Annotated in this window: 11 protein-coding genes; 6 read left to right on the forward strand and 5 right to left on the reverse strand. The window is 66.0% G+C overall.

The features are described 5' to 3' along the window. The first annotated feature begins 180 nt into the window (after nt 1-180). Nucleotides 181-2,754 (forward strand): 2-oxoglutarate dehydrogenase E1 component, encoded by a 2,574-nt coding sequence (locus tag RP6297_RS18790; protein ID WP_009240262.1) that lies wholly within the window; start codon nt 181-183, stop codon nt 2,752-2,754. A gap of 94 nt (nt 2,755-2,848) precedes the next feature. Here the strand turns inward: RP6297_RS18790 and RP6297_RS18795 are convergent, their stop codons facing one another. The 4 genes from RP6297_RS18795 to RP6297_RS18810 form a co-directional block, all read right to left on the reverse strand. Further along, nucleotides 2,849-4,153 carry an MFS family transporter gene (locus RP6297_RS18795; RefSeq protein WP_009240263.1) on the reverse strand — a complete coding sequence of 435 codons (1,305 nt, stop codon included), beginning with the start codon at nt 4,151-4,153 and terminating at the stop codon, nt 2,849-2,851. A gap of 200 nt (nt 4,154-4,353) precedes the next feature. Beyond that, on the reverse strand, nt 4,354-5,577 hold the full coding sequence (locus tag RP6297_RS18800; protein WP_009240264.1) for an MFS transporter: 1,224 nt from the start codon (nt 5,575-5,577) through the stop codon (nt 4,354-4,356). Nucleotides 5,578-5,676: 99 nt separating this feature from the next. Further along, nucleotides 5,677-6,513 (reverse strand): GntR family transcriptional regulator, encoded by an 837-nt coding sequence (locus RP6297_RS18805; protein ID WP_009240265.1) that lies wholly within the window; start codon nt 6,511-6,513, stop codon nt 5,677-5,679. A 171-nt stretch (nt 6,514-6,684) separates the two neighbouring features. Beyond that, nucleotides 6,685-7,227 (reverse strand): winged helix-turn-helix transcriptional regulator, encoded by a 543-nt coding sequence (locus RP6297_RS18810; protein ID WP_004632298.1) that lies wholly within the window; start codon nt 7,225-7,227, stop codon nt 6,685-6,687. 134 nt (nt 7,228-7,361) lie between these two features. Here RP6297_RS18810 and RP6297_RS18815 point away from each other — a divergent pair, with 134 nt between their 5' ends. The 4 genes from RP6297_RS18815 (at nt 7,362) to modA (ending at nt 10,426) form a co-directional block, all read left to right on the forward strand. Then, nucleotides 7,362-7,940 (forward strand): GNAT family N-acetyltransferase, encoded by a 579-nt coding sequence (locus tag RP6297_RS18815; RefSeq protein WP_009240266.1) that lies wholly within the window; start codon nt 7,362-7,364, stop codon nt 7,938-7,940. 241 nt (nt 7,941-8,181) lie between these two features. After that, nucleotides 8,182-8,616, forward strand: coding sequence for a VOC family protein (locus tag RP6297_RS18820; protein WP_009240267.1), 435 nt, complete (start codon nt 8,182-8,184; stop codon nt 8,614-8,616). Between the two features lie 50 nt (nt 8,617-8,666). Then, on the forward strand, nt 8,667-9,545 hold the full coding sequence (locus tag RP6297_RS18825; RefSeq protein WP_009240268.1) for a LysR family transcriptional regulator: 879 nt from the start codon (nt 8,667-8,669) through the stop codon (nt 9,543-9,545). A gap of 107 nt (nt 9,546-9,652) precedes the next feature. Further along, complete coding sequence (gene modA / locus RP6297_RS18830; protein ID WP_009240269.1) at nt 9,653-10,426, forward strand: molybdate ABC transporter substrate-binding protein; 774 nt, start codon at nt 9,653-9,655, stop codon at nt 10,424-10,426. Here modA and RP6297_RS18835 read toward each other — a convergent pair whose 3' ends face one another. Continuing rightward, nucleotides 10,427-11,725: an MFS transporter gene (locus tag RP6297_RS18835; protein ID WP_009240270.1), complete on the reverse strand. Its 1,299-nt coding sequence runs from the start codon at nt 11,723-11,725 to the stop codon at nt 10,427-10,429. Between the two features lie 168 nt (nt 11,726-11,893). Between RP6297_RS18835 and RP6297_RS18840 the strand changes: the two genes are divergently transcribed. After that, nucleotides 11,894-12,571 (forward strand): TetR/AcrR family transcriptional regulator, encoded by a 678-nt coding sequence (locus tag RP6297_RS18840; protein ID WP_009240271.1) that lies wholly within the window; start codon nt 11,894-11,896, stop codon nt 12,569-12,571. Nucleotides 12,572-12,581: the final 10 nt, after the last annotated feature.

The raw sequence follows: 12,581 nt of genomic DNA on the forward strand, positions 1-12,581 counted from the left end.
CGACGTAGCGCTTTGCTTTGGCGTTTCGAACGGTCCCGCCATTTGCCGAACAGGTGTCTGCTGCGCAACCGCTGTGCTGGTTGGAGGATTGCGCGCGCGGGTGCGCCGGAGTGCCGATGGTGGGGTCAACCCACGGTGTCTCTTATCTCCTGAACAACCATGTCTTCGCACGCTCCTCAAATGGCCGGCCCGGGTTCGGCCGCAGCGTTTGACCCGTCCAACGCGCCGGCCGGCACTGCCGCGGCGGCGCCCCCATCCACCGCTGTCACGCAGTTGATCGATGCCTATCGCGAGCATGGGCATCGGCGCGCGCGCCTGGACCCGCTCGCACGCGCGCCCCTGCCCGACGTGCCCGAGCTTCGCCTGCGGTTTCATGGCCTGGACCCTGCGCAAAAGCGCGAGCCGGCAAGCACCGTCCTGCCCACTGCGACGACGATGCAGGCGCTCGAATGGCAGCTCAAGCGGGTGTACTGCGGCACGACCGGTCTCGATTGCAGTAGCGTGCGCAAGCGGCAACGCCGCGCATGGCTCTACGCGCGCATGGAGGCAGAACTGCTGGCACCGCCGCTCGCGCCTGACCAAAAGCGCCGGCTGCTGCGCCGGCTGGTGGCGGCGGAGATGTGGGAGCGTCTTGCCGGTGGCACGTTCGCGCACGCCAAGCGGTTCTCTCTGGAGGGTTGCGAGAGCCTGGTGCCGCTGCTCGATACGCTGGTGGAGGAGGGCGCCGGCCACGGCGTGCGGCAGGTGTTTCTCGGCATGCCGCATCGCGGGCGCTTGAACGCGCTCGTCAACGTGATGGGGTTTGACGCGCGAGGCATGCTCGATCGGCTCGATCCTGATTCGGACATTGCGTTCACCCAGCGAGACCTGCCGTATCACCTCGGTGGCCGTGCGCATCGGTTGGTGGGCGACGACGAGGTGGCGCTGGAGCTGGCGCCCAATCCATCGCATCTGCAGAGCGTGTACCCGGTCGTCTGCGGTATGGCGCGCGCGCATGTGGATGAGCACCCCGGCACACCGTGCCTGCCGGTGATGGTGCATGGCGATGCTGCTTTCGCGGGGCAAGGCGTTGTCATGGAGACCCTGAACCTGACCCGCCGCAGCGGCTACACGGCAGGCGGTGTCGTGCACGTGATCGTCAATAACCAGATCGGCTTTACAACACCCAACGTGATGGACGTGCGTGCACACGACTACTGCACCGACGTGACGCGCATGGTTGATGCGCCGGTGCTGCACGTCAACGCCGACGACCCCGAAGCCGTCGTGCGTGCCGCACGGATTGCCATTGCGTACCGGATGGAGCATGGCGCCGATATCGTCATCGATCTGATCGGTTATCGCCGCCTTGGGCATTCGGAGCACGACACGCCCGCAGTGACGCAGCCCGCGCTGCACGCCGCCATTGCGGCGCACCCGACCGTCACGGAGCAATATCACGTTGCCAGTGCGGAATCGACGCGCTTGGCGGATCTGCGCGAAGCTGCCGTGCGTGACTTGCGGGCTGCCCCGGGCAAAGCGCCGCGTGCAGCTGACGTTTCGACGCTGCACAGCGCCGCGCGCCGCCAGCTTCAGCCGTTGTCATCGCAGCGCGTGCAGGCATTGACGCAGACGCTGACCACACCGCCCGACGACGTGCTCCTGCACGACGTTGTGCGCGGACTGTGCGAGCGTTGGCACGCTACGGTCTCGAGCGACGCGCATACGGTCGACTGGTGCCTGGCTGAAAACCTTGCCCATGCCACGCTGCTGGAAGACGGGCACAGCATCCGGCTGTCCGGCATGGATGTGGGGCGCGGCACGTTCATGCATCGACACGCGGTGTGGCAGTCGCAGGCGTCACTGTCCGACGACGGCGACCGGTACGTTCCGCTGCAGCACGTTGCGCCGTGCCAGGGCTCGTTCGATATCGTCAACTCGCCGTTATCGGAAGAGGCGGCGCTGGGCTTCGAATACGGCTATAGCGTGCAGACCCGAACGCGGCTGACCTTGTGGGAGGCGCAGTTCGGCGACTTCGTCAACGGCGCGCAGGTCTTCATTGACCAGTACATCGCTTCGGGGGAATACAAGTGGGGTTGCCAGTCTGCACTGGCGATGCTGCTGCCGCACGGCCACGAAGGTGTCGGGCCAGAGCATTCCAACGGATTCCTGGGGCGTTTTCTGCAGCTTTGCGCGGATGACAACATGCGCGTGGTCATGCCGTCGACGTCGGGCCAATGGTTCCACCTGTTGCGCGAGCAAGCCGCGCTGGCAACGCCCAAGCCGCTGATCGTCATGTCCCCGAAGACGCAGCTTCATGGCAACCCGCGTTCGCATTCGCCCCTGCAGGACCTGATCGACGGGCGTTTCATGCCGGTGCTGGCCGACGCCTCGGCGGTCGATCCGCAAACCGTCACGCGTGTGGTCTTGTGCAGCGGTAAGTTCTTCTACGAACTGCACGCGCAGCGCGAGCGCGAGGCCCGCGCGGATGTGGCGCTCGTCCGTGTGGAGCAGCTCTATCCGTTTCCGCAGGAGGCACTTGTGGCCGCGCTGGCGGCATTCCCTAACCTGAAGGAGATCGTCTGGGCGCAGGAGGAGGACGCCAACCAAGGCGCATGGCGCTTCGTGCGCGACGCGCTGCGGACGTGTCTGCCGGAGGGGAGCCGACTGGCCAGTGTATGCCGCAGCGCGACGCCGTCGGGCGCGCATGCGTCGGTGCGCGCGCATCAGGCGGAGCAGCGTCGCCTGGTGGCTGCTGCGTTGGGCGCGTTGTGATAGCCGGAAGCTGATGCAGGAAGCTCGACCGCGACCGCCGTTTGAGACATCGGTGGTCGCGGTATGGCCTTGTTGTTGAAACGCCGGGCCGCGATTACGGCGTGTGGCGCAGATACCCCTCCTTGCTCGGATCGGGCATGAAGTACGTCACGACGAAAGACACCGCGCACAGCGCCGTCACGTACCAGTAGAACGTCGATTCGGTACCGGCCTGCTTGAACCACAGCGCCACGTATTCCGCCGAGCCGCCGAACACCGCGTTGGCAATCGCATACGAGAGGCCCACGCCCATGGCGCGCACCTCTGGCGGGAACATCTCGGCCTTGATCAGCCCGCTGATCGACGTATAGAAGCTGACGATGGCCAGCGCCACCGTGATGAGGCCAAAGGCTGCGAGCGGGGTCGTCACCGTGGCCAGCGCCTTCATGAGCGGCACTGTGCCCAGCACCGAGAGTGCCCCGAACAGCAGCATCGAATTGCGGCGGCCGATGCGGTCGGACAGCGCGCCAAACACGGGCTGCAGCACCATGTAGACGAACAGTGCGCCCGTCATCACGTTGGAGGCGGTCTTGGTCTCCATGTGGGCCGTGTTGACGAGGTACTTCTGCATGTACGTCGTGAACGTGTAGAAGATCAGCGAGCCGCCGGCGGTAAAGCCGATCACGCGCAGGAACGCACCCTTGTGCTGCCACGCGCCGCGGATCGTGCCAGCGTGCTCCGCCTTGCGCGCCGAGGCGGTCTGCGTTTCGTGCAGTGACTTACGCAGGTACAGGGCGATCAGCGCGGTGAGTGCGCCCACCACAAATGGAATGCGCCAGCCCCAGGCTTTCAGCTCCGCGGTCGTCAGCAGTTGCTGCAGGATCACCAGCACGAGCACCGCGCACAGCTGGCCGCCAATCAGCGTCACATACTGGAACGAGGCAAAGAAGCCGCGTCGGCCCTGCAGCGCCACTTCGCTCATGTAGGTCGCGCTGGTGCCGTATTCGCCGCCAACCGACAGCCCCTGGAACAGCCGCGCCACCAGCAGCAGGAACGGCGCCAGCGCACCGATCTGCGCGTAGGTTGGCAGCACCGCGATCAGCAGCGAGCCGCCGCACATCATCAGCACCGAGATCATCATCGCCCTGCGCCGGCCGTGCTTGTCGGCAATGCGGCCGAACAGCCAGCCGCCGATCGGCCGCATCAGGAAGCCCGCCGCAAACACGCCCGCCGTGTTCAGCAGTTGCGTCGTGCGGTCGCCGCTGGGGAAGAACGCCGGCGCAAAGTACAGCGCGCTGAACGCGTAGACGTAAAAGTCGAACCATTCGACGAGGTTGCCCGACGACGCGCCGACGATGGCAAAGATGCGGCGACGTGTGTCGTGCGGGTCAACCGCGTGCGGGGTGGCAGTGCTATCCATGAGGGCGTCTCGGTGTGGTCGGTGTGGTTGTTCTGTGGGCAGTCTAAGCTGACCCTCAGAATTGTAGCGACATGTCGCAGGTTGTCGCGCCCCGGACTTGCCCCGATGGGTGAGATGGCGTGTTGCGGCAGGTGTGCAGCAGGCGTGCTTAGGTCACGCAGAAACGGGTACGCCCAACACGCGTACCCGGTCGATTTCGCTCATCGTGCGCCCTGCCGCGCGTTGAACACCACGCGCAACCCGAGCGCCACCAGCGCCGCCGCCGCGCAGAACGCCATCAATCCAGTCCAGCGCGCGCTCGTCCACGCCAGGCTCGCGCCATACGCGCCCACCGACATGCCGATGAACAGCGCCGTCATGAACACCGCGTTGATACGGCTGCGCGCTTCGGGTGCCAATGCATAAATGATGGTCTGGTGCGATACCAGCGCAGCCTGCACGCCCACGTCAAAGACGAGCGTGCCGATCACGATGGCGATGAGCGATTGCGGGAACAGTGCCATCGCGGCAAACGTCACCGCCATGAGCAACGCACCACCCGCAGCGATGTGGCCGGGCGCAACGCGGCCCGACAATCGCCCGGCAATGCTCGCGCCCAGTGCGCCCGCTGCACCGGCCAGGCCAAGCAGGCCCGCTTGACCCGTCGACAGGCCGAGCGAACTCGTCAGGTGCAATGCCACGGTCGACCAGAAGCCCGAGAACGCAATGCCGATGAACGCCTGCGTGATGGCCGCCGCGCGCAGCCGCGGGTGCTGTGCGAACAGCGTGCCCAACGAACGCAGCAGCGTGAGGTACGGCTGCCTCATGGTTGCGGGCGGTGCCACACCAAAGTGGGCGGCGCGCACGGCAATCGCCAGCCCGACAATCGCTACCGCCGATACGCCAAATGCCGCGCGCCAGCCGAAATGGTCCGCCACGATGCCGCTGAACACGCGCGAGCTGACGATGCCGATCAACAGCCCCGTCATCACCGTGCCGATGTTGCGATTGCGGTTGTGGTCGGTGCTGATGGCCGCGGCGCTGGGCACGAAGTCCTGCGCGATGGTGGCCGAGAGCCCCACCGCAAAGCCCGCTGCCGCAAGCAGTGGGAGGTTGGGCGCGAGGCAGCTGGCGATGAGCGCCAATTTGAGCAGCACCGCCTTCCAGAGGATGACGATGCGACGATCGTAGCGGTCGCCCAGCGGGCCGAAGAAAAAGATGCCGCTGGCGTATCCCGCCGCCGTGAGCGTCGGCAACACGCCCAACGCGTGCGGCGCGATGGCGAGGTCGCGGCCGATGAGGCCCAGTAGCGGGTGGTTCAGGTAAATGCACGCCACGCTGATGCCCGCGCCGGCCGTGAGCAGGCGGATCAGCCCTCGGGTGTCAGGTGCGGCAGGTGCCATGGTGGTATTGGCAGGCGTTGGGGACGCTGGCGAGGTCGACATGGGAACCTCATGAGGAGATTGCTGCATCGCAGCGAAGCGGCGATGCTAACAACTTTCCTGGGGGCCTGCTGACGGCCAATAACCTTGCTCGGGGTGGTGTCAGGCGCGCTGGCTGGCCGGGGATGCGGCCGAGGTGGGCGCCTCTTCCACGTCTTCGCTGTGACCGCCTTGTACGTCATGACCGGCGTTGTCGATCCACAGGCGGGCGCGGTCTTCGCCCACGCGCGACAGCTCCATGCGGTATTCGTAGCGGTCGGGCCGGTAGAGGCCTTGCAGCAATTGCACGGGGCGCCCGCTCATCTCGCGCACGATGCGCTGGACGGAGAGCAGCGGCGCGCCCACCGACACATCCAGATACTGCGCCGTCGCCACATCGGCCAAACGTGCCGACACCACCTGCGACGCACGATCAATCCGCACACCCGATCCCTCGATCAGCCGCAGCAGCGACTGGCCGGCCAGGCGTTCGAGCGTGAGCTTGCTCGTCACGTCCAGCGGCAGCCACGTCGTGATGAGCGCCATGGGCGTGTCTTCCAGGTGGCGCACGCGCACGAGTTTCTTGATCGGCGTGCCGGGCGCAATTTCCAGGCATTTGGCCTCGTCGGGCGGGGCCAGCACGTCTTCAAATTCGACGACGACGGCGGAGGTGCGCTCGCCCACGTCGATGATGTTCTGCAGCAGCGTCTGGGCGCCGCCGCCCATCGTCACCGGATCATCGGGCTTGACGACAAACGTGCCCATGCCGCGATGGCGGCGCACCAGACCTTCCTTGACGAGGTAGTCGAACACGCGCCGCATCGTGACGCGCGAGGCCCCGAACTGTCGGGCCAGCTCGATCTCGCCCGGCATCGGGCCGTCACTGAACCGGCCCTCAAGAATCTGTTGGCGCAGGACGACGTAGATCTGGTGGTAGAGCGGTACCACGGCATCGGGCATGGCAGTCGGGGTTCCGGGCGTGAGCAGAGAGGTACAGGGCGAAATCAGGAGGGGCAACCATCAGCCGATGGCGGCAAGGCGCGGGATGAGTTGGAAAGCCGGGTCGAACGCGGCCGTTTGCCCATTCATCCCCGACGATAGGGGGTTATGCCGGGCCTGTAAAGTTGTGTGTTACCCGTTGGCCGGCGGCGTATCAGCGGCCGTGGCGGCACGATTTTCCCCCCGTCCATAACGCGGATTGCGCTCGCGCATCGAGTTCTTGGGCGCAACGGGCTCGCCCAGCGCATTGACCAGCGCGACGTGGATCGGGGTGCCGCTTTCGCGGTCGCGCAACAACATGGGACCTTCGCCGTCCGGCGTGAGGTAACGGTCGCCCCATTGCATGAGCGCGACGATGGCAGGCAGCAGGTCCACGCCCGCCCGTGTCAGCCGGTAGGCATCGCGCACGCGGTCGCCCGGCTCCTGGTACGGCACACGGCGCAGGATGCCGTACGTCACCAGCGCCTTGAGCCGCGACGACAGGATCGCCGACGAGCACCCCGTGCGGCGCAAAAACTCATCAAACCGCGTCACGCCGGAAAACGCCTCGCGCAGCACGAGCAGCGTCCATTTCTCACCGACGATCGACACGGCGGCCGCGATCGAGCACGGCTCTTCCATCGACGTTACAAGCTCGGATGCCGCTGGGACGGGGAAAGGTTCCGGAATTCTCATGGCAAAAGCATAGTCAATTCTGACTTTACTTGCAAAAGTCAGGGTTTCTGCTAATCTAGCTTCAAATTAGAAAGTCAGGCGGTGATCCCGTGCTGGCATGCAATAACAACGATCCGTCGCGTGAGGAGATCCCCATGCTTTACACCATCCACCGTTACCCCGCCGAATGGATCGACCGCTGGACCATGCACGACGGCTCCATCGCCACCGTGCGCCCGATTCTGCCGCAAGACGCCCCGCTTGAGGCTGCCCTGGTCGAGGGGCTGTCGTCCGAGTCGCGCTATGCGCGCTTCCTCGTGGGTGGCGGCCGGCTGACCGACGAGATGCTCGCCGCCTACACGCAGATCGACTATGTGAACCACATGGCGCTGGTCGTGAGCGTGGCGCGCCCCGACGGCACCGGCGAAGACCTGATCGCCGATGGCCGCTTCGTCGTGGAAGACGGCGTGGCCGAGTTCGCCATGCTGGTGGCCGACGCGTGGCAGGGCAAGGGCGTGGGGCGACGCCTGTTTGCCACGCTGGTGCGTGCGGCACGGGTGTCCGGCGCGCGGGAAGTTTTCGGCGAGGTGTTGTCCATCAACCGCCGCATGATCAGCCTCGCGCGCGATGCGGGTTTCCGCGTGGCCAACGTGCCGGGCGACGCCACGGTCTGCACCGTGCGCTTGCCGCTGGCGCAGGCCGAAATGGCCGTGACGCCGTTCGCCTTCGCCTGATATTCGTCTTCGCGCGCCTGCACGCGATGCAGGTGCGCTTACCGTGTGTCTCTTTCGCCGCCGTTGGGCGGCTTCTTTTTTGCGTGATTCATCAAATTCAATGTTGCTCAGCGCAAAAAAACATCGCTTTTGTGCATGAGTGGATGGGCATAGACTCGTTCGCGTGGCCCGGTGCGTCAGCGGCCCCCCCGCTGCGTGCCGGAGCTGCCTGATTCCAACTCTTCCCTGCCTGCGCCCACACATGAGCAACGTCACGCCTGTGCTTGCCCCGTTCCACCTTGCTTTCCCCGTGCACGACATTGCGGCGGCGCGCGCGTTCTACGGCGGCATCCTCGGCTGCCCGGAAGGCCGCAGCTCGCCGGACTGGGTGGATTTCAACTTTTACGGCCATCAGATCGTCGCCCATCTCGCGCCGGACGAAATCGGCCACCGCAAGACCAGCGCCGTCGACGGCGACAACGTGCCCGTGCGCCACTTCGGCGTGGTACTTTCCATGCCCGAGTGGGAAGCCGCCGCCGACAAGCTGCGTGCCGCCGGCATCGAGTTCATCATCGAGCCGCATATCCGCTTCAAGGGCGAAGTGGGCGAGCAGGCCACGATGTTCTTCCTCGATCCGTCGGGCAATGCGATGGAGATCAAGGCGTTTGCCAACATGGCATCGCTGTTTGCCAAGTGAGGCGGCGCGGCGCGCGTATCCTTGCGCTTCTTCACTGATCCGCGTGCCCCATGCTTCGAGAACTCAAGACTTTCATTGCCGTCGCCCGGCACGGCACGTTTGCGGGTGCTGGCGAGCGCATCGGCCTCACGCAGTCGGCGGTGAGCGCGCAGATCCAGCGGCTGGAAGAATCGCTCGGCTTTCAACTCTTCGATCGCACGGGCCGCTCGGCCACGCTCAATGCCGCCGGGCGCGATACGTTGGCCTTGGCCGAACACATCGTCACGCTGTATGCCCGTCTGGGCGACCAGGCCGGCGGCAACGAGCAGCGCGGCCTGGTGCGCATCGGCGCCATTGCTTCGGTGCAAACCTCGTTTCTGGTGGATGCGCTGGTGCAGTTTCGCCGCGAATTCCCGCATTGCCGTGCGCGCATCGTGCCGGGTGTCTCGCTGGATCTGCTCGGCCTGGTGGATGCCGGCGAGATCGACCTTGCCGTGTTGATTCGCCCGCCCTTTGCCGTACCGGCCGACCTGGAATGGCGCACGCTGGTGGCCGAGCCTTTCGTGCTCCTGGTGCCGGCCAGTGTGCCCGGCGACGACTGGCGCGCGCTGCTCGCGCATCAACCGTTCATCCGCTATGACCGCCGCTCGTTCGGCGGCCGCCGCGTTGACCAGTTCCTGCGCGACCAGCGCATCACCCCGCACGACGTGATCGAACTCGACGAGCTGCAAGGCATGACGCAACTCGTGGCACGCGGGCAGGGCGTAGCGCTGGCCCCGCAGACCGCCGCACAAGGCACCTGGCCGCCCGGCACGCGTGCCATCAGCCTGGGCGACGACACGTTCTACCGCGAGATCGGTCTGATCGAGCGCCCGCGCCATAGCCGCCAGCCCATTGCGGGGCGGCTTGCCGATTGCGTTGACGAAGCCGCACGCGCCGAACGCACCTGACGGCCCCATGGTGAGCGCGTGATATCCGGCATTCAGGTCGCGCGTTGACCAGGCGTTATATCGACTCGTATATTACGACCGGTCATTCATCCAACTCTGGGTCTTTCATGCAACGTTTGTCGGTTCGCGCGCATGTGCGCGCCATTGGCCTGGTCGCCGCGCTGTCGCTGGGTTTTGCAGCGCCGGCATGGGCGGCGGACCTCGTTGTCTCGGCCGCAGCCAGCCTGACCAATGCCTTCAAGACGATCGCGCACCAGTACGAAGCCCTGCATCCGGACACCAAGGTCGTGCTCAACTTCGGCGCGTCCGACGTGCTGATGCAGCAGATCGTGAAGGGCGCCCCGGCCGACGTATTTGCCTCCGCCGATCAGGATGCGATGAACAAGGCCGCCGCGGAAAAGGTCATCAAGACGGAGACGCGCCGCGACTTTGTCGCCAACCAGCTGGTGCTGATCGTGCCCGCAACGGCCACGGTACCCGTGCATGCGCTGGCCGATATGGCGAGGCCCGACGTGAAGCGCGTGGCGATCGGCAATCCGGCGTCGGTGCCGGCGGGCCGTTATGCCAAGCGTGCGCTGGAAGCGGCCAAGCTGTGGGAGCCGGTGGAGGCCAAGGCGGTGCTGGCGCAGAACGTGCGCCAGGCGCTGGACTATGTGTCGCGCGGCGAGGTCGAGGCCGGCCTGGTGTTCTCGACCGATGCCGCCATCGCCGCCGACAAGGTGAAGGTGGCGAGCCCCGTGCCGCTGAATGTGCCGCTCACCTACCCGATCGCCGTGACGTCGGGCACGAAGCAGCCGCAGCAGGCGGCCGACTTTGTGGCTTACGTGCTGTCGCCCGCGGGCCAGGCGGTGCTGGCCAGGTACGGTTTCCTGAAACCTTGATTACGCGGTAGCCGGCTGACCCGCACGCTCGGCGTCCTTCTTGGGCGTGCGGTGAATGCGCAGCACCAGGAAGGCGCCCGCCACGCAGAGCCCGCCCGAAATCATGGAAGCGAGCGTGTAGTTGCCCAGCGAGGCCCGCATCATGCCTGCACCCAGCGTGGCGAATGCCGCGCCCAATTGGTGGCCCGCGACGATCCATCCGAACACGATGGGCGCGGCGGCCTTGCCGAACACGTCGTTGGTCAGGCGCACGGTGGGCGGTACGGTGGCAATCCAGTCCAGGCCGTAGAAGACGGCGAACACCGGCAGGCCGAAGAACTCGAAGCCGAACGCATACGGCAGGTAGATCAGCGACAGCCCGCGCAGCCCGTAGTACCAGAACAGCAGCACGCGGCTGTTGTAGCGGTCGGACAGCCAGCCCGACAGCGTGGTGCCGACCAGATCGAAGATCCCCATCGCAGCGAGCAGGCTCGCGCCCTTCACTTCAGAGAACCCGTGGTCTGCGCACATGGCGATGAAGTGCGTGCCGATGTAGCCGTTGGTGCTTGCGCCGCAGATGAAGAAGCTCGCGAACAGCAGCCAGAAATCGCGCTTGCGGGCCGCTTGCACCAGCGTCTGCATGGCCAGGGTGATCGGGTTGGCGCGCGGGCCTTGGGCGGCTTCCGGCGCATCGGCGGGTTCACCATAGGTGCGCAGACCGACGCTCTTGGGCGATTCCGGCAGGAGCAGCCACACGACCGGCAGCAGCACCGCAAGCACGCTGGCCACGATCAGCACCACCGGGCGCCAGCCGTAATGCTCCACCACCGCCGCCATCATCGGCAGGAACACGAGCTGCCCCGTGGCGGAGCTGGCCGTCAGGATGCCCATGGCCAGGCCGCGATGCGAAGTGAACCAGCGGTTGACCACCGTCGCGCCCAGCGTGATGGCCGCCACGCCCGTGCCGCCGCCCACCATCACGCCCCACAGCAGCACCATCTGCCACGGCGCATGCATCATCGCCGAGAGTGCCGTGCCCGCCACCAGCACCGCCAGCGCACCGAGCACCGTCGGGCGGATGCCGAAATACTGCATCGATGCCGCAGCAAACGGCCCCGTCAACCCGTACAGCGCAATCCCGATCGAGATGGCCAGCGAGATCGTGCTGCGGCTCCAGCCGAATTCGTGCTCGAGCGGCAGCATCATCACGCTGGGCGTGGCGCGCGTGCCGGCCGCGCACAGCAGGATCAGGAACACCACTGCGAGCGCGAGCCAGCTGTAGTGGAAACGTGGGGCGATGAGGCGGGCAAGTCGCTGCATGGGGTGTCCGATTTCGATTCTTGCTGGGGCGACAATGTGGCATTCGTTACCGGTCGGTAACAACGTGGTTGCGATAGTAGGTACCGCTCGGTAACATGTCAAGCAACATTCGAATGACACCGGCGCGCCTGGGGGTTTGTTGCCCGTCGCGCCCGCAGGAGCACCATCATGGCCACCGCCGCCCGTCGCGGACCTCGCGCACTTTCCACCGTTTCCACCGTTAACGCCGGTGATCAGCCCAAACCGACGCCGCGCCGCATCAGCGGTGAGGACGCGCACGCCAGCCTGCTCGAGGCGGCTCGTCAACTGTTTTACTACGAAGGCGTGCGGGCCGTCGGCGTCGAAGCGGTGGTGGAGAAGGCCGGCGTCAACAAGATGAGCCTGTACCGGCAGTTCAAGTCGAAGGACGATCTCGTCATCGCGTACCTGGAGCGCAGCGACGAGAGCTTCTGGGGTTACTTCAACGCCAGCGTGGCCAAGCACCCCGACGATGCGCGCGCGCAACTGCTGCAGTTCTTCATCGATGTCTCCGAACGCGCTTCGCGCCCCGGCTACCGGGGCTGCCCGTTTGTGAATGTGGCGGCGGAGTTTCCGGACATGACGCATCCGGCGCGGCAGTTTGTTCAGCGCAACAAGGCGCTGCTGCTCGCCCGCCTGCGTGACCGTGCCCAAGCCGCCGGCGCGACCGACCCCGATGCGCTGGCCGACGACCTGGCCTTTCTGATCGAAGGTGCCTACACCGCGAGCCAGACCTTTGGCACCGATGCGCCGCGCCTCATCAGGAGCCTGCCGCGCACGGCACGCGTGTTGCTCGATGCGGCTATTCCCGCGCGCAAACCAGACTGATGTTGTAGCG

The organism is Ralstonia pickettii (genome assembly GCF_016466415.2).
In the GTDB taxonomy this organism is placed as follows: Bacteria; Pseudomonadota; Gammaproteobacteria; order Burkholderiales; family Burkholderiaceae; genus Ralstonia; species Ralstonia pickettii.